General features: G+C 39.9%; 15 protein-coding genes and 1 pseudogene. 3 read left to right on the forward strand and 13 right to left on the reverse strand.

The window, feature by feature from the left end:
• Window positions 1-10 precede the first annotated feature (10 nt).
• Window positions 11-1,135, forward strand: a complete 1,125-nt coding sequence (locus H6G26_RS04055) for a hybrid sensor histidine kinase/response regulator (protein ID WP_190728030.1) — start codon at window positions 11-13, stop codon at window positions 1,133-1,135.
• Window positions 1,136-1,173: 38 nt separating this feature from the next.
• Here H6G26_RS04055 and H6G26_RS04060 read toward each other — a convergent pair whose 3' ends face one another.
• The 12 genes and pseudogenes from H6G26_RS04060 to H6G26_RS04110 form a co-directional block, all read right to left on the reverse strand.
• A complete protein-coding gene (locus tag H6G26_RS04060; RefSeq protein ID WP_190728031.1) occupies window positions 1,174-1,629 on the reverse strand; it encodes a response regulator in 456 nt (151 codons plus the stop codon).
• 1,528 nt (window positions 1,630-3,157) lie between these two features.
• On the reverse strand, window positions 3,158-3,544 hold the full coding sequence (locus H6G26_RS04065) for a sulfur transferase domain-containing protein (RefSeq protein ID WP_190728032.1): 387 nt from the start codon (window positions 3,542-3,544) through the stop codon (window positions 3,158-3,160).
• Window positions 3,531-3,662 carry a hypothetical protein gene (locus tag H6G26_RS43695; protein WP_277883758.1) on the reverse strand — a complete coding sequence of 44 codons (132 nt, stop codon included), beginning with the start codon at window positions 3,660-3,662 and terminating at the stop codon, window positions 3,531-3,533. The genes H6G26_RS04065 and H6G26_RS43695 overlap by 14 nt, the downstream gene beginning before the upstream one ends.
• Before the next feature lie 248 nt (window positions 3,663-3,910).
• Complete coding sequence (locus H6G26_RS04070) at window positions 3,911-5,365, reverse strand: ATP-binding protein (protein WP_190728033.1); 1,455 nt, start codon at window positions 5,363-5,365, stop codon at window positions 3,911-3,913.
• Window positions 5,366-5,373: 8 nt separating this feature from the next.
• Window positions 5,374-5,742 (reverse strand): response regulator, encoded by a 369-nt coding sequence (locus H6G26_RS04075; RefSeq protein ID WP_190728034.1) that lies wholly within the window; start codon window positions 5,740-5,742, stop codon window positions 5,374-5,376.
• Window positions 5,743-5,894: 152 nt separating this feature from the next.
• A pseudogene (locus H6G26_RS04080) lies at window positions 5,895-6,116 on the reverse strand (IS630 family transposase); the annotation flags it as partial.
• Between the two features lie 191 nt (window positions 6,117-6,307).
• Window positions 6,308-7,066 (reverse strand): phosphatase PAP2 family protein, encoded by a 759-nt coding sequence (locus tag H6G26_RS04085; protein ID WP_190728035.1) that lies wholly within the window; start codon window positions 7,064-7,066, stop codon window positions 6,308-6,310.
• 159 nt (window positions 7,067-7,225) lie between these two features.
• Window positions 7,226-8,467: a hypothetical protein gene (locus H6G26_RS04090; RefSeq protein WP_190728036.1), complete on the reverse strand. Its 1,242-nt coding sequence runs from the start codon at window positions 8,465-8,467 to the stop codon at window positions 7,226-7,228.
• Between the two features lie 251 nt (window positions 8,468-8,718).
• Entirely contained in the window at window positions 8,719-9,453 is a 735-nt protein-coding gene (locus tag H6G26_RS04095) for a glutathione peroxidase (protein ID WP_190728037.1), read from the reverse strand.
• A gap of 77 nt (window positions 9,454-9,530) precedes the next feature.
• Window positions 9,531-10,460, reverse strand: a complete 930-nt coding sequence (locus tag H6G26_RS04100; protein WP_190728038.1) for an alpha/beta hydrolase — start codon at window positions 10,458-10,460, stop codon at window positions 9,531-9,533.
• 22 nt (window positions 10,461-10,482) lie between these two features.
• Complete coding sequence (locus H6G26_RS04105) at window positions 10,483-11,304, reverse strand: SDR family oxidoreductase (RefSeq protein WP_190728039.1); 822 nt, start codon at window positions 11,302-11,304, stop codon at window positions 10,483-10,485.
• A 132-nt stretch (window positions 11,305-11,436) separates the two neighbouring features.
• On the reverse strand, window positions 11,437-11,919 hold the full coding sequence (locus tag H6G26_RS04110) for a glutathione peroxidase (RefSeq protein WP_190728040.1): 483 nt from the start codon (window positions 11,917-11,919) through the stop codon (window positions 11,437-11,439).
• A gap of 1,509 nt (window positions 11,920-13,428) precedes the next feature.
• Between H6G26_RS04110 and amt the strand changes: the two genes are divergently transcribed.
• The gene (gene amt / locus H6G26_RS04115; protein ID WP_190728041.1) at window positions 13,429-14,991 is read left to right on the forward strand and encodes an ammonium transporter; all 1,563 of its coding nucleotides are present in this window, start codon (window positions 13,429-13,431) and stop codon (window positions 14,989-14,991) included.
• Window positions 14,992-15,613: 622 nt separating this feature from the next.
• Complete coding sequence (locus tag H6G26_RS04120; RefSeq protein ID WP_190728042.1) at window positions 15,614-16,069, forward strand: DUF2141 domain-containing protein; 456 nt, start codon at window positions 15,614-15,616, stop codon at window positions 16,067-16,069.
• A gap of 2 nt (window positions 16,070-16,071) precedes the next feature.
• Here the strand turns inward: H6G26_RS04120 and H6G26_RS04125 are convergent, their stop codons facing one another.
• Window positions 16,072-17,223 (reverse strand): peptidoglycan-binding protein, encoded by a 1,152-nt coding sequence (locus tag H6G26_RS04125; protein ID WP_190728149.1) that lies wholly within the window; start codon window positions 17,221-17,223, stop codon window positions 16,072-16,074.
• Window positions 17,224-17,362 lie beyond the last annotated feature (139 nt).

The following is a 17,362-nucleotide window of genomic DNA, read 5'->3' on the forward strand; positions in this document are numbered from 1 at the left end:
TTGATAAATTATGTCTGTAGGTGAAAATAATAGAATTTATCGCATCCTCGCAGTTGACGATACTCTCGATAATCTCATTTTGGTTCAAGCAATTTTAGAAAGTGAGGGATATGAAATTCATTTGGTTTCAGATGGAATAAAAGCTTTGCGGCAAGTTGAACAATCTCCACCCGATCTGATTCTGTTAGATGTGATGATGCCAGGAATCGATGGTTATGAAGTCACACGTCGGATTAGGAATAACCCAGCAATTAGTTATATTCCAATTTTGCTGATTACTGCCTTTCACGAATCCAGTGTTGTTGAAGGTTTGGATGCTGGTGCTGACGATTTTATTCGTAAACCATTTGATACTGATGAACTATTGGCAAGGGTGCGATCGCTGTTGCGTCTCAAGCATAGTCTAGACGAACAGCAAAAAATGGCCCGCCAACGCGAAGACTTTGTTTCTCGGCTAACTCATGATTTGCGAACTCCCTTAGTAGCCGCCGATCGTATGCTGGGTTTATTTGAGATGGAAACATTCTGCAAAATTTCGCCAGAAATGAAACAGGCGATCGCAGTTATGATTCGCAGTAACCAAAATTTGATGGAAATGGTAAACACCCTCCTAGAAGTTTATCGCTTCGAGGCAGGTAAAAAAACCTTGAATTGGGAGGAATGTGATTTACGTGAGATATCTCAAGAAGTAGTCAGTGAACTCAGCCCTCTAACTAGTGAAAAAGGGTTAATTGTGAAAATAGACACTAGTGGGTTAGATCCACTGAGTAAAAACCCTGGTGTTATTATGGGCGATCGCTTGGAATTACGGCGGGTGATAAACAACCTAATTGCAAATGCCATCAAATTTACAGATACAGGAGGCATCACAATCCGCATTTTTGAAACATCATCTCATCCTGGAAATCCAGATTCGGTAACAATCGAGATAGAAGATACAGGATATGGGATTGCGCCCGAAGATCAGGCAACAATTTTCGAGCGATTTCGCCAAGGCAAACATAAACGCTCAGGTAGTGGTTTAGGGCTACATCTATCCCACCGGATTATAGAAGCGCACGCAGGAACTATCCAGGTCACTTCTGAACTAGGTAAAGGTAGTCTGTTTACTATGCAACTACCCAAAAATACTTAAGTTCTTCTCCTCTACATTTATATTTCTCTGCTGGACTGCTAATCCTGACAAAGCTCCAAAGCTGGATAAGGGACAAATTTTCTTGCCAGCCCACGGCGAATTATAGCTTCTAAGTCCTCAAGCATATAGGGTTTGCTGATGTAATCATTAAATCCTGCTTTGAGGATACGCTCACGATCCTCCGTACTAGCTAAAGCTGTGACTGCTACCACTGGTATTTTGCAAGTTAGGGGTTCTTGCTTTAGATGATGCACAATATCGATACCGCTAAGGCCTGGTAACAAAATATCCAATAAGATTAAGTCTGGTTGATATTCTTTAGCCACCAGTACAGTTGTAGAACAATCTGTTTGGCAAATGAATCTACAACCCATTGACTCAAGAGCATAACTAATCAGCAGGAGACTATCATCATGGTCTTCCACTGCCAAAATCAAAGGCTGGTAAGAGTTTTGCTTCTTTTCATCACTCATGAATGAATGTGCCAAATACATCTCTTCTCCAGAAGATTTTATTAGGATTAATCGTCTTTAACTTGGGAGATACAGACGAGGCTTACCGCGAACAACACAATAGCGCTCAGTTAAGATTGACTTGTGTTTTACTTTTGTCTAATTGATAATTTTAATCCATGCAAAAATAGCTGAGGTAAGAAAACCTTAAGCTGATAGTTTTAGCAGATACTTTTAGATTATACGCAAAATTACAGAAGATTTTCTCAATGAGTTGATAGTAACTTTGTCTACAACTAGGCTATGCCTACGCAGAAATTTCTTTATAGATTATTAATATTTTATTTGGTATTCTATGTTACAAAAATACCAATAAATAGAAGAATCAAACCTTAAGCTAGCAGGTAACGAGGAAAGTAATAGTTAGGCTTTCAATAAAGGGCAATCTATCATAAAATTGGTAAGTAGTCCAATTTAATCAAACGTAAAATATTAACTCTGGTTTGTAGTGGCTACGTAAGAATTCAGAATAATAATTTTTAATAATTGCTATAAATTTTTGTTTATTTATCCTTATCTAGTTGTTAGCGATCGCAAGATTATCTTTATAAGATTTTCTCATAAATTACATTTATTTTTTCGCAACGCTATACTCAAGTCAGCTTAATATTATCTGCTGGGTTTTTACGCCTCCAGCCGATTTTGTAAACATACTATAGACAGATGAAGTAAAATCCAATTAGTTCTAAATTATTTAGCTATGTTTAACACTTGGTATATATAGGGCGTGGCTTTTAGCTATGCCTTTTTTTTAGTAAGACTAAGCAAGTAAAATATATAATTATAGCAGTTCTCACTTTGGTATAATTCAGTCTGAACCTCACTCCAACCTATCTTTTTGCTTAAGAAACGGATTAGAGGTGAGGTTTAAAAATGCAGTTTATACAAACGAGAACTGCTATACTTAATAAAGTGCTTACTCTGCAATCTCTGAATTTAACTTTATATTAATATTAGGCTGCAAAATGTTCGTATTGATGATAAATAAATAGAAAATTTCATCCAAGTTTGCTAAGTTAGTTTTAGAAAATACCATTTATAAATAGACCGAGCAACAAAAAGCTATTACTACCATATATGGAGCAATATTTGTATCATTCTATGGATAGTAGAAATAACTATTTTACAAAGTTATTATTCAGCCTGTTAATGCCTGAAAAACGTGTATGCGCCCTGGAATAATAACCAGGGTCTTTTTTTGTTAAAATTTAGATAAGCGAAAGATAGACTTTCGAGTTATCTCCCTACAGACCTTTGGGCATGGTAGGGGGATGACATTGCCCATTGGTGTCAACTTAAGAAGATTTTGCCCAAATTTGTTGGGTGTCAAGCGTCAATCTCACGATGGCGCTTACGCCTGATTTTGACTGTCGCATTCTTTTTTCAAATTGGTATTACAAGAGCTTCAAATCTATGGAATGAAGGCTGATGAACAATGACTCATGACTGATAACCGTTAACCGTCAACAGTTAACGATCGTAAACAGTGTTTATACAATTTAGGCGCGCATCAGCTTATCAACCCTAATGTAATAACTTTTTGCAGGGCTTTTTCAAATGTTATCCCCTGCTTGATGCAGATATATAACAATACTATTGCGGCTGCACGAATTGAGTTATCGCAATGTATCAGAATAGGTTTGCGTAGTTCAGTGATCATCTGATACATCTGGAGCGTAACTTGATGATTAATGTCTTCAGGTTTAGTTGGGAAGTTAACGTAGTACAATCCCAAATGCTCTATTTTCTCCTGTTCATTAGCCAGCAAGCCTGTTTCGTCGGGCAAACGTAAGTTCAGTACAGACTGATAACCTTCATCAGCGATTTGTTTTAGCTGATCTAGTGTAATTTGTCCAGCGATCGCTAAGTCATCATTAATTTTCCTAATAATGTTCATCAGCCGGATTAACTCCATTTTGCCGACGTTGCTCAGGCTCTAAATTTAGCAAAGCAATTTGAGGAACTTGTGAGGAAATCACCAAAGTATAAGAAATTGGGGATCGAGGATTGGGCATGGGTCATTGAAGGAGGCAGAAGGCAGAAGGCAGAAGGTCTTATTCACAAGGGGATTCAGACCCCTCCTGAATAAAAGCCACCAAATTTTTAATTTGGTGGGGGTCTTAAACCCAAGTTCCCTCCGGTCACGGGCAGGAGTTAGGGGTCAGTTTTCCTCCTGCCTCCTGCCCCCTAACTCCTGCCTTCGTTGATAATCAATACTTCTTCCCCTACCTCCTCTGCTCCCTCATCCCAAAGCAACAACCTATTACTCCTGGCTCTCTCCTTCGTGATTGGACTTTGCCATCGCTTTTAACGGCAGGCAAATCGTAAAAGTTGCGCCCTGACTGGCGACGCTATTAGCTGTGATACTGCCTTGATGAGCTTCTACAATGCGCTTGGCGATCGCTAACCCCAGACCGTTGCCACTGCCTTTACGGGAGGGATCTGTTGTATAAAACTGTTCAAAAATTCGGGGCAAATCACCCTCACTAATACCTGTTCCCTGATCTTGAATTTTCACAACTGCTTGTTTACCCTCGCTGTACCCAGAAATAAACACCAAAGAATCGGTTACTGAATGTTTGATAGCGTTGTCTAGCACATTTAAAATCGCCTGTAATAGTCGTTCTGGATCGCCTTCTAGTTGTAAATCAACCACATTTACGCTCACAGATACACCAATAGCTTGCATTCGAGGTTCCATTGCATTGACAGCACGATTAATCAAACCTTGTAATGAAAAGTTTTGCTGTTCAAGCTGAGTAACTCCTGCTTCCAATCGTCCGAGATCCAGCAGGTCATGGATCAGCCTTGATAAGCGTTTGATTTCGTTCTCAATAGTTTGAAAAAAGCGATCGCGCAATTGCGGCTCTTCGTATGCGCCACTTCTGAGTGCATCTACCGTTACCTGAACGTTGCTGATCGGTGTGCGGAGTTCGTGGGAGACATTTGCTAAAAAAGCCCGGCGCTCTTGATCTAACGAAGCCAACCGTTCACTCATCCGGTTTAACTCTGCTGCTAACTGATCCAACTCATTGTTTTCATGGATAATCAGCTTGTCACCAAAATGACCACTACCTAAGCGAATTGCAAAGTTTTGCATAGTTTCAATTGGTTTTGAGAGACTCCGAGCAAAGCGAGTACTGATGAGCGCACATATCAAGATTGTCAGCCCCAGCGTTCCCAAAACGCTCCAAATCACCCTAGCGAACTGACGCTGAAGGTGATCCAAAGTCATAGACATTCGCAGCACGCCCAGTAATTGACCATTACGCACAATTGGTCTAGCGATGTATAGGCGATCTTCAGTTGATAAAACCCCTTTTGCGACTCCTTGCGACGGACGATTTTGTAGAGCTTCCGATACTCCGGCAACTTTGTACCAGTTTTTAACCTGTTTGTCTCGCTGTGGGTCAGAAGTTGCCAGAAGACGACCATGTTGATTAAAAATGCGAAGTGCCACAGTTTGTGGTGCTCCATACCGCTGCACCAGCACTTCTACCCTTTGAAGATTTTTTGTTTCTAAAGCATCTGCTGCACTCTCGCTCAAGGCAGCAGTCCAGTTCTCCAGATCCATTTGCCGCGATCGCATGAAGTAGGCATGGAACGACCACAAGATGTAGCCTGCCATTACGGAGGTTCCCAAGGTGATCAGCAACAAATAAGTGGCTAGCAGCCTAGCATGTATGGAATTTACTTTGATGCGAGGCAACCAGTTCATGTTTGAAATTAATCCCCAGAACGACGGCGCAACACTGCTTTTATCCGTGCCAGTAGTTCACGGGTGTTGAATGGCTTGGTGACATAATCATCTGCTCCTGCTTCCAAGCCCCAAATTTTATCGATATCTTGATCTTTTGCTGTCAGCATGACAATGGGAACATCCGAAAATGCCCGAATTCGCCAACATACTTCCATGCCGCCAACCTCTGGTAGCATGAGGTCGAGCAAAATTACATCGGGTACTTCTTTGTGGAACTGTTTGATCGCACTATGCCCATCTGCTGCTGTTGTCACTGTATAGCCTTCTTTTTGCAGCGTGTAAGTCAGGCTTTCGCGTATGGGTGCTTCATCATCCACTAGTAATATATGCGGCATATTTTAGATTAGCATTAAGTCCAGCATTCAATCCTAATTTTACCTTGTCAAGAAGTCCCTTCTGGGGCATCCTTCTCAGGGCACAAAGATTGCTGGGGGGAGGAACAGAAATACACCAAAGGCTCAAAAATACTTGAAACCTAGATATAGGACTAATATTTGATTTCTGAAAAAGCTCCGTACATTTGAAGAGTGGAAAAATCAAAGGTAGTGTGTTGGATAAACCACTGAAACATCCATTTGAGATGAGAGAATGAAGGAATCAAAGCACAAAAACGTCGCACCCAGGTTTTAGCTTGTAACCAAATATCCTCAATGGGATTTTGTGACGGGCAATTCGGAGCAAAGCGAACACAACGAATTCGCCATTGTTCTTCAGATAAACCAAGGTAAACCTTGGATAACGATTTGATTTTTTAAAATATACTTAGTTTAAAAAGCCCGTCTTATCTGAAATATTGTTCAAAAGTCAGACATAAGTTTTATAAGACTTACATTTGATTTTTATCCGTGTTTCCGTGTCTGTGTGTCAGCCTAAATAATAAGTCTTGAAGCCGACATAATATTACTTTTTGGTTACCAAGTTTCTTTCTTCGGGGAGTAAGGTAGTTTCATCATCAGCGCGATCGCCATCTATAGATTTGGCTTTAGTTCTATGGGGTTTAATAATTAGACTGACACCAATTGTCCAACCTAATGCAACCATCCAACCCGCGAGAATGTCACTCGGAAAATGCACCCCCAGATAGAGACGACACCATGCAATAGCTATTACATATAAGCTGCCGAAGATGAGAACCAACCAACGCCAAGAGCTAGTCCAGGTTAAGAATAGCAAAATTGCGACCAGAGTTATACTCGTCATGGCATGAGCGCTGGGAAATGCAAAACTAGACTCAGGCGCAATGGACTGCCACAATTGTGGACGCACTCGATGCATTAATTGCTTTGCTGTGCGGTTGATGATCACACTTCCCATTGAGGTGGTAAGTAAATAAGCTAGCGATCGCCAGCGTTTTTGAAGTAGTAATATAATTGCGATCGCACCCAAAATTGGTATTGCCGTCCAAGGTAGCCCAATTATACCTAGCGTCACCGCTAAAACATCAAGCTGTGGGTTTGCTGTAGAATGAACTGCTAACAAAATAGGCACATCCCACGGGAAGCCAGCTTGATTCTTCCATATATTCACTGTCAGGATCTCAAAGACCTGCAAAGGTAAATATACTCCTATCAAGAGGAGTAAGAGCGATCGCCAACGGGCAATCAAGAGGTTTTTGAGAAAAGAAAGAGGCGACTGGCTCTCTTTATTGGGTTTTTTCACTTTTTACATATTAAGTCCGTTGTAATCAATTAACCTAGAAGTTGTGCGTCAATGTCATCTATCAGTAGATAGTTTTAGTTACTTTAGCTCATGAACACCAAATAAATTTAATAGTGTTTTTCTGAGACAAACAGGTTGACATCTTCACAACTCCATCGATTACAAAACACTAGAATTTTGAGAAGCTCCGCAATGTTTACAATATGGCAAATGCTTATAAGTAAGATTATGACAGTTTTGACATTCCATATCTTGATAATAACCACAGTGCGGACAGTAAGTATCAAGATGTCGGATTTTCTTGGCGCAATTTACACAGCGTGATTTTTGAACTCTGCTAGCTGCCTGGACTTTAATATTAAAGACAAATTTTTGAAAAAACTGGATAATTCCAAAACCAGTAATTGGAATTAGCAAGATATAAGCATAATTTATCAGGAATAGTAAACCACCAAAAAGGGTGCTAATGATATTAAATAGAAATTGAAATATTGCCCCTACTTGAAGAAATTCAAATATTTTAACGATTAATGGAATAAAGAAAATGACTAACAAATGCCAGCTAATTAGCGAGATGAGTCCATATCCTCTTCCTTGGGCAAATTTGTGGACTGATAAGGCAATGAGAATAAGCGGTAGAAGAAAGAGTGACTGAAAAGCAAGCTGGATACTTGGATACCAAAATGATGCCTGCTGATAGTCTTTGTCAACTTCCCTAAATTGATTTTCATCTTTGAGAAAGGCTATAAAATTAGTGCTTTCCGCTTTGGTAAGGAGTTCGTTTTTAAGATTAGAAATTTCTTGTTTAATAGTAGAAATTTGGCGATTATTTTGTTCTAATGTCTGTTTAGCTTTTTCAGCACCGACTTGATTAATTGATTGTTCACGGTTCTGACCTGCAATTTTTTCTAAGAGCGTTGAGTCATATTGAGTTTTAATAGTGCGATTGACTTGTTCAAGGTTAGTGATTTTCGCTTGCCTTTGCTCAATATTTTTGATGATTTGCTGGTTTTGAGGATCGTTAATCTTATCTTTGTACCCGGCATATTGCAAGCAAGTTTTAGAAACTTCACCCAGATGTCCTGCTTCGGCTCGTTGATAGTTTTGCTGAAAACTGAGTTGATTGTTTGGGTTATATGGTAATGAAAGTCTAACAACTTCATAGTCTTTATCTTGAGTGGTTTTTGTCCGGTAATTTTGCCACTCTGAATAACATGGATAAGCCTCGGTAGGGCTGATATGCCATCTGCTAATATCATCAAGTCCGGTGAAAACATTAATCAAGATAAAAATATCAATTAAAATAATTACAATTAAACTTACTTTATTCAGTGGCTCGTTGTTGATTGTTCTTGATCTACTAAAAAATTGGCTCAAAAGTCGGCGAATTCTGGCAAACATATTGTCTTTTAAATAAAGGGGAATTCAATCCGAATCAATTTTATCTGATCAGTAGTGAGTAACTTTAAAAAAATACATCTTTAATCTGAAGATTTGTTAACTGCTGACTTTTGAAAAACAAAGATCCCTGGCTTCTTTTAAGAAGTCAGGGATCTGTAGCTTTCAATTCTGATAAATCAGGCTGTGGTCAAAAATACCGTAACTTTCAGCTGAAGTTGATATAGGTAACGGCTGTATGCGCCAACTAAAACTTATTTAGCAGCGAAATAGGCTTCTAACGCCTCAGAACCACCAATTAATTTACCATCGATAAATACTTGGGGAACTGTTGTCGCACCTGTAACTGCTCGTAACGAGCGTGTGGTGATATCTTTACCCAAGGTAATTTCTTCATAGTTGATACCATGTTCGTTGAGCATCCCCTTAGCACGCGCACAGAAGGGACAACCCACTTTCGTAAACAGAGAAACTACTTCGGGCTTCACTGCTTGGGGGTTGATATATCTAAGCATTGTCTCAGCATCGGATACTTTAAAGGGATCTCCTGGCTCGTCTGGCTCAATAAACATTTGGTTAATTACACCATCTCTTACGAGCATCGAGTAACGCCACGATCGCTTCCCAAACCCCAAGTCTGATTTGTCTACCAGCATACCCATGCCTTCAGTAAATTCACCATTACCATCGGGAATTACTGTAATATTTTCTGCCTCTTGAACTTTTGCCCATTCGTTCATCACAAAGGGATCGTTGACAGAAATACAGATAATGTCATCGACACCATTTTTTTTGAAAACCCCAGCCAATTCGTTATAACCAGGGAGATGAGTCGATGAACAAGTAGGAGTGTAAGCACCCGGTAAGGAGAAGACAACCACTGTCTTATTAGCAAAAAGTTCATCGGTTGTCACATCCAACCATTCGTTACCCTTACGAGTATGAAAAGTGACATTGGGAACTCTTTGTCCTCGGCGATTGATGAACATAATTTTGCTTGCCTTTAGTAATCAATTCCAGTCATAACCTATCATGGGAGGACTGGTATGATGTAACTATGAATCAGCTAAAAAATTTCATTAATAAAGGTCGCGATCGCTGCTACAAATTCAGCAGTCGATTCATATGGTAAAACATTGCGTCCATTTATTTTTATACCTTGACCTTGAGGCAAACAGGCGAGGTAGTGAGTCAAGCGTTCGTCTGGCGTTTCTTGTTTACTTTTTTGACTAATACTCGATGCAGTTTCCCCCATAACCACTAATGTCAGTTGCTCAATAGAGGCAATAGAACTAGTATAATCTTGTCGCCAAAAGCCTGCTAGAAAAGAAAAAACTGCATGGCGACTAGCAGGATTTTCTGCACCTGCAAGCAGTGTATTCAACCACTCTGCATCTACAGCATTCTCAGAAGCAAAAAGTTGCCGAGTTGAGAAAGAATGTAAAAACTTTGGAGTGCGTGCATAGCGATAAAAAGCACTTCCAAAAGGCGAATCTAATAGATTCCAAACAAATCTTTGCTGCCATTGTGGTGATTTATTTGTCATCAAAGCCCATGTTGGAGGCCCAGAGAGTACAAGTTTAGCAATTAAGTTTGATTGCTTTTGGACTAATGCGATTGCAACTGGTAATAAAGCACCTTGTACTATTACAATGACAGGCTTTTGCACAACTGTTTGTAAAAAGTACTGCAACTGTTCTGCCCAATCACTAGGAGTGTAAGCCAGATGAGGCATATCACTTTCGCCACATCCTAGTAAGTCAGGGTTGTAAATTGGATTCTGCTGACCTGAATTATACCATTCGCGGCAAAATCGCTGCCAAAATTGCCGCGACAACCCGACACCAATAGGATGAATTAACAGTAAGGGAATACCCTCAGATACTGTATTAATTGGTTGATGGACTTCGTAAGCACAACGATAATTCTGCCAACTGTAAAACTGGCTAGGAGATGCTGTTAAATTGGTTGTGTTACTTATAGGAGATGGTTGCATAATTCCTAGTTTTTAATACTCGTTAAAAAATCATTTGTGGATGAATTAACTGGTATCCAGCCTCTTTTAGCTTTTCATTCGATACCCAAGCATTATACGGACGGATACTTTTGATAGAAGTATCCCATATAACTTTGGGTAAATTATGTTTTTCAAATAGGCTATCTAGCAAGTCTTGACTGGTAAGATGTGCGTCATCTACCAGATTGTAAATCCCTTGCAAACGACGATAACGGGCAAATTCTATTGCACCAACAATATCATCCAAATGTATCCAATTTGTAATGTCATCGCCGCCGGGACGGGTTACACCAGAATATCTGTTAAATATTTTCAATAGTTCTCTACCAGGGCCATAGATTCCTCCTAAGCGAAAAATGCAAACGCGGAGATTTTCGCTAGATGCTGATAGCAACACATCCTCTGCTTTTCTGAGAATTTGTGCATTTAAATTAGCGGGTGCAAGCGGTGTTTCTTCATCTACCCATACACCATTTCTGTCACCATACACTGCATAGCTCCCTGTGTATATTAATTGTTTTATACTCGGAATCTGCTGCAAGCATGAAACTAAAGTCTGGGCAGTTTGTAGATAAGTTTCTTCATAAACTTCTGCACCTTTTGCACCAACACTCAAAAGTACAACGTCTTGGTCATGCAAAACTGATTTTAAACTATCTAGATCATTCCCACGAGTAACTACAACTCTTTCGGATACTGATTTTAGTGTAGGGACACGCTCAGAGGAAGTTGTGGTTACAGTGACAACAAAATCTCCCTTTTTATGCCAATATTCAGCAACTTTATAACCAACATAACCACAACCAATGATTGCAACGTTCATGACAAATTAAATACAAATAGATTAAACTACTCATCGAGACAATATTCTCAATTAAGGGACTGTATGTAAATAGAATTAACAGTCCAGAGCTAACACTTGATAGTCAATAGTATATAAATTTTTACTTAATGACTATGCTAATTCTTTTTCAATTATGGCAATTATTTCTGGTGAATTTGGCTGTACACTACTATTAAATCTAACTATCACTTCACCTTGCTTATTAACTAAAAATTTTTCAAAGTTCCAAGCAACAGTTCCCGTTGGCTCAACGGCTTTGGTAAGTCTCTCATAAAGTGGATGTTGCTGCGAACCTTTGGCATGAACTTTATCGAACAGTTCAAAGGTAACACTATATTTACTCGTGCAAAATTGCACAATTTCCTCATTGCTTCCTGGTTCCTGCGCTCCAAAATCGTTACAGGGGAACCCCAAAATACGTAATCCTGCTTCCCTATACTTCTGATTCAAATTTTCTAGACCATTGTATTGAGAAGTATACCCGCAGTAGGAAGCCACATTCACTATTAAGAGTACTTTCCCGGTATACTCGTTTAATTGCTTATCCTCGCCGTTGATGGTCTTAACTGCGATGTCCGAAATTGTGTTACTCATCTTGAATCTGATTTATAGGGAATATTGCCAAGTCTCCCATATTACAGGTACTCTAAACCCGGTTTGTTTAAGGAAATTAGGTTTGTTAGCCTTGTTTCCCCCTACGATTCTATTTAACTGAGGCTTTGACACTCCTTGCCCTAAAGGGTCGGGGATTCTACATTAGTCAAAAGTCAAAAGTATTATGGAATAAGCTGTTTAGGACTTTTCAATGGTCTACTTATTTCCGCCGTCCTGTACTAGGAGGCGGAGCGCCTTTGCTCAACAGATGCATCTGATCAATTAACATAGCGATCGCTTGTGAGTTTACCTGAGTGAAAAATCTTCTGTAAATAGCTCGACCAACTCAGGATCTCAGAATAGCCTGGGAAATCTGCGTTACTTTTAATACAAACTTTTTCGCTGGTAGAAATTATGAATTATGTTAAGCTCCGTGTTGAGTTTATTTCTATAACCATAAGTTTTATCAACAAGGTTATACCAAATTATTGTGAAGCTGCATGAATCTATGAAAGGCTGCAAGGCTTATGAGATAAGGGTTTTAGTTTTATAATTCTATGCAACTTCATACAAAATTGGTATTAGATGGTGGAAGCTGCGGGCAATTTATTTGGTTGTTTGACCCGATAGTAGCTTCTGGATTACACCCAGTAATTGGTTGAAAGGAGAACTACTGGTCTTCAAGGCAACTTTTAAAGTAACAAATAATTAATTTTTTGTATAAAAACTTAATAATATTCAAAATTATCCAATCCTGAAATCGGAAAATACTTACCTATAAAGGATATAGATGCTTTATTGGTTGCATAAGGACCTATTTGCTATCACAAAAACAAAAAAATGTATTCTGTGATACAGCTTTTTAGTTTGAGTAAATAGACAATCAATCAAATTTATCTGTCTAGGCATAATTGACCAAAGGTAAAACAAGAAGTAGTCTCATAATTTCTGTAAAGCTCTCACTGTTATGTCTTTATCTGAAACTACAGCTAAACTGCAAATTTCCATTGATACTATCTGAGTACTAATCACTAGTTTTTTAGTATTTTTTATGCAAATCGGCTTTGCCATGTTAGAAGCCGATTTGATCTGCCAAAGAGGTATGTTAATGTCTTACTAGAAAAGTCTATTAACGTTGCTGTAACCATCTTAAGTGCGGGTAAAAATTAGCTATAACTATGTTGCGCTTTTTTATAGACATAATATCGACAATTTATAGCAATTTCCTGAACACCACTTGTTTTGGAAAATTAAAGATTGCGTGAAGAAGACTTGACTGTTTTAGAAAATACATCATAATTACCTAATAATAACCATATAAAAATATTTACAGATGTGCCAATAGTTTCCTAAACTTCTACTAAGGTAATTTGATTCTCTGGTTTTTAAACAAGTGGTCTAAAGGAAAAATATCAAAAACCACTGGATTGCACTTCAGGCGGTAGTTTTTTCTACTTAACCTGTTTTTTCCCTTTTTTAAGGATGGTTTGGAGGATGATGTTGAAATCCATGTACAAACAAAAATCAAAAACAAAAAATAGGCGTTTGTCTCCAAGGAATTACGCTGTCAATTCACAGCCCAACTCAAAAGTCAAGCTATTTAATCTAGCAATTAAGCGACTCTCTCCCAGTTGGCAAGCCTGCTTACCTTTAGCTTGTCTGATTGTCTTGGCTTGGGGTTATGCCGCAGTTGCTCAAACTCCAACCGCAGGGCCAACGACAGCAGAACTCAAAGTTGCTCTTGATACGCTGTGGGTTGCGATCGCAGCCTTTTTAGTGTTCTTCATGAACGCTGGTTTTTGTATGTTAGAAACCGGCTTCTGTCGTCAGAAAAACGCTGTCAACGTTCTTTCCAAAAACTTGATTGTATTTGCTCTCTCTAGCATTGCCTTTTGGCTGATCGGTTTTGGCTTAATGTTTGGTGATGGCAACGACTTCATTGGATTGAGTGGGTTTTTCTTAGGAGGCGCAGATAACAGTCCAGCGACTGGAGATGCCTATAAAGGCGTTTTCGGTGCTATTAGTTGGGCTGGTGTACCTTTAGCTGCCAAGTTTTTATTCCAGCTAGTGTTTGCTGGAACAGCAGCAACAATCGTTTCTGGTGCAGTAGCCGAACGGATTAAGTTTGTTGATTTCCTAATTTTCAGCCTCTTACTTGTAGGTATTCTCTACCCCATTACCGGACACTGGATTTGGGGAACTGGTTGGCTAGCAGACAGAGGCTTTTGGGATTTTGCCGGTTGTACGGTGGTTCACTCCGTAGGTGGCTGGGCAGCTTTGATGGGAGCAGCATTTCTTGGTCCCCGCCTTGGTAGATATCAAGATAGGCAAGTTGTGGCCATGCCCGGTCACAACATGAGTATTGCCACTTTGGGCTGTCTAATCCTGTGGTTGGGCTGGTTTGGTTTCAACCCAGGTTCTGTAATGGCTGCCGATCCTGGTGCAATCAGTCATATTGCTGTCACAACTAACATGTCTGGTGCTGCCGGTGGAATTGCCGCCACCATTACAGCTTGGTTGTACTTAGGTAAACCAGACCTGTCAATGATTATCAATGGTATTTTGGCTGGCTTGGTTGGTATTACAGCGTCTTGTGCTTACGTAGGTATTCCTGCTTCTTTACTCATTGGCTTTATTGCTGGAGTACTGGTAGTTTTCTCTGTAACATTCTTTGACAAGCTTGGCATTGATGACCCAGTAGGGGCAACCTCAGTTCACCTAGTTTGTGGTATCTGGGGAACTTTAGCAGTAGGTTTGTGGGCTGTTGGCCCTGGTGTTTATTCCTGGTATGGTGATGCACTTGGCCCAGCAAAAGGTTTATTTGCAGGTGGTGGCTTTGGACAGTTTGGTACTCAGTTGCTGGGCGTTGTTTCAGTAGGTGGCTTCACTGTCTTACTCAGTAGTATTTTTTGGCTGGCACTGAAAGCTACTTTAGGTATCAGAGTATCCAAAGAAGAGGAACTAGAAGGTTTGGATATCGGTGAACACGGTATGGAAGCCTACAGTGGATTTCTCAAAGAAGGTGATGCAACTGGATTTTCTGGAGAACAAAGCTCAATGGGAAAATTTTAAGGTAAATATTTCTTTGATTTACCCTCTGACATATTCCTAATATGAGCTAGCAACACACTATTGGTAGATTGAACTGATTCCGCCAAATTATCTGTCCAAGCAGCAAAAAGTAGGGGGTTTTATACCTCCTACTTTTCTAACTTTTTACCTGATTCGTGCTTTATTAATTTAGCGGCCGCGATCAAAAACATATCATGAAATACTTGATACAGACACATAAGTAAGTGTCTACTGTTGTATCCCTCTACCTATGTGTTGCAAAGGTTTTTGGAGACCTATCACTGGCTACCATGTATACAAGCCAGTGAGAATAAATCAAACTATTATAGTGGTTCTCAGTTGAGTGGGGTACAGACCTAACCGCAAACCCCTTCCCTACTAGGTTTGGGGAGTAAGATTCAAAGCCTCTCTCCTTTTAGAAGGGGTCAAAAATGTACTGTACCTAAACGAGAACCGCTATAGTTTATTAGTTATTTACACAGGCTTACTTAGACCAAGCCAGAGACTAAATATGGCAGCGTGCTTGCGAGTATTGACTGAATAATGCCACCATGAGTTTGTGTGATTTGAATCACGATGAAAATTCGATTTCAGCGAAACTTATTTTACCTTATGAAATTTTATGGTTAGAGGATTGAGAGTGAGTATGCTGCTATTGGCAGTTGTAGGAAATCTGGCATGGTCATTTAGTGCCAAAGCAAATTTTAATGGTAAACTCACCGTAGAAATTGATGGCTTGAAAAGTAAAAATGGACAAGTCTGTGTCAGTATATTTGCTACCAGTGAAGGATTTCCTGGCGATCGCGATCGCGGCTTACAAAAGCAGTGTACCAAGATTACTGACACTCCTTTACCCATTACCTTTGAGAACTTGAAAGCAGGTAGTTACGCCGTTGCTGTCTTCCACGATCAAAATAATGACGGCACTCTCAATAGCAATGTTTTTGGTATACCAAGCGAAGGCTTTGGATTTTCCAGTAACCCAGAAATTCGCACAAGAGCGCCCAAATTTAGCGAAGCAGCATTTTTGGTAGCAGGTCCGGATACTAATATTCAAATCCAATTAAAATATTTTTAGGTTTATTCTCGTGAATCGTTGTGTGAATCTTCTGGTAGACTTTGTTGCTCCGGCAAACCACGCATTCGATTCATCTGAGTTAAAGCATATCGTGCTGTTGCTTGCACTTCGGCATCTGGATCATCTAACGCATGGCGCAACATCTGACTCATTTGACCCATCATGTCATAAACGCGCGTCAGATCACGGATCGCATTTTGCCGCACTTGTGGACTTTCATCTTGAATTGAAATTGCTAAAGCACGGTTCATCGGTTTGAGTGTGCGGGTGCCAATTTCTGCTAAAGCTGCCAAAATTAAGCTGCTTTCTTGAGAATCGGCATCAATCATCAGGTCAACCATTGGCTGAATTGCCCGTGAATCTCCCTGTTGACCCAAATCCCAAATAGCCTTGCGCCGCTTTGTTGGGTCAGAACTGCGTAAATCTTGAATTAATTCGTCAACAATATTGAGTTTAGCAAGCCGAGAAGTTTTTTCTGGTAGCAGTAATTGTGGGACGACTGGCGGCGTAAAGGTTTGTAGACTAGTTACAGTCTCTGGTAAGGGTGATGTCATCGAGTTGTTGTTAGCTTCACTCAAACTTCTAGTCTCTAATATTTCGGATTGCATTTGTCTGGACTGACGAAACCATTTCAGCAAGGAAATAAATGCGCCAATACTTCCTAGAACTCCAAGGGCTAATATTAACCACCAGAGAAAACCTCTCTCGGTTGGCTTCTCGGTTGGCTTGAGTGTTGTAGTTGATTTGGAAGCCGAAGCAGGAGAGGTGACTATTGGAGAAGTGACAATCTGATTATTGACAACCAAAGCTACTTTCAGTCTTCCCATAGTCGCCAGCCCCGCAAGGCCATCTACTTTTAAACCATTTACTTTCTGGAAGTTCCTAACAGCGATTTTCGTACTGGCGTTGTACTCTCCATGTACCACGCCACTGTAGTATCCCAACTGTTTTAATTGGGTTTGTAATCTCCGCACATCTGATTTTGGACTCCCATATGTCAAAACAGCCGGACTAGCAGCAACTGTCGAACTAGCTTGTGCAAGTTCTAAAATTTTAGGTGCTAGGTTAGGTGTAGCTGTGCTTGAGCGATTTGGATAAAAACCTACGCAAGAAAAACAAGTAAATATCAGAATTGAGGAACGGCATAGCCTCATATTGAAAGTTTCAGCCTGAACGTGCTTTTGAAATATTCGATACCACAATACCTTTAAGATTAGCAAATCTTAAACTGTTACGCATTTAACTTGAACATTTACATGAAGGCTGATGACTCATAACCGTTAACCGTCAACA

It is taken from the genome of Nostoc sp. FACHB-888, assembly GCF_014696655.1.
In the GTDB taxonomy this organism is placed as follows: domain Bacteria; phylum Cyanobacteriota; class Cyanobacteriia; order Cyanobacteriales; family Nostocaceae; genus Nostoc.

What these genes read in the sequence shown, in the direction of transcription:
- H6G26_RS43695 (WP_277883758.1), bottom strand. Translation starts at nt 3,662, where the DNA reads ATGCCCAATCCTCGATCCCCAATTTCTTATACTTTGGTGATTTCCTCA.
- amt (WP_190728041.1), top strand. Translation starts at nt 13,429, where the DNA reads ATGTACAAACAAAAATCAAAAACAAAAAATAGGCGTTTGTCTCCAAGG.
- H6G26_RS04075 (WP_190728034.1), bottom strand. Translation starts at nt 5,742, where the DNA reads ATGCCGCATATATTACTAGTGGATGATGAAGCACCCATACGCGAAAGC.
- H6G26_RS04110 (WP_190728040.1), bottom strand. Translation starts at nt 11,919, where the DNA reads ATGAGTAACACAATTTCGGACATCGCAGTTAAGACCATCAACGGCGAG.
- H6G26_RS04100 (WP_190728038.1), bottom strand. Translation starts at nt 10,460, where the DNA reads ATGCAACCATCTCCTATAAGTAACACAACCAATTTAACAGCATCTCCT.
- H6G26_RS04060 (WP_190728031.1), bottom strand. Translation starts at nt 1,629, where the DNA reads ATGTATTTGGCACATTCATTCATGAGTGATGAAAAGAAGCAAAACTCT.
- H6G26_RS04065 (WP_190728032.1), bottom strand. Translation starts at nt 3,544, where the DNA reads ATGAACATTATTAGGAAAATTAATGATGACTTAGCGATCGCTGGACAA.
- H6G26_RS04125 (WP_190728149.1), bottom strand. Translation starts at nt 17,223, where the DNA reads ATGAGGCTATGCCGTTCCTCAATTCTGATATTTACTTGTTTTTCTTGC.
- H6G26_RS04070 (WP_190728033.1), bottom strand. Translation starts at nt 5,365, where the DNA reads ATGAACTGGTTGCCTCGCATCAAAGTAAATTCCATACATGCTAGGCTG.
- H6G26_RS04120 (WP_190728042.1), top strand. Translation starts at nt 15,614, where the DNA reads ATGGTTAGAGGATTGAGAGTGAGTATGCTGCTATTGGCAGTTGTAGGA.
- H6G26_RS04055 (WP_190728030.1), top strand. Translation starts at nt 11, where the DNA reads ATGTCTGTAGGTGAAAATAATAGAATTTATCGCATCCTCGCAGTTGAC.
- H6G26_RS04090 (WP_190728036.1), bottom strand. Translation starts at nt 8,467, where the DNA reads ATGTTTGCCAGAATTCGCCGACTTTTGAGCCAATTTTTTAGTAGATCA.
- H6G26_RS04095 (WP_190728037.1), bottom strand. Translation starts at nt 9,453, where the DNA reads ATGTTCATCAATCGCCGAGGACAAAGAGTTCCCAATGTCACTTTTCAT.
- H6G26_RS04105 (WP_190728039.1), bottom strand. Translation starts at nt 11,304, where the DNA reads ATGAACGTTGCAATCATTGGTTGTGGTTATGTTGGTTATAAAGTTGCT.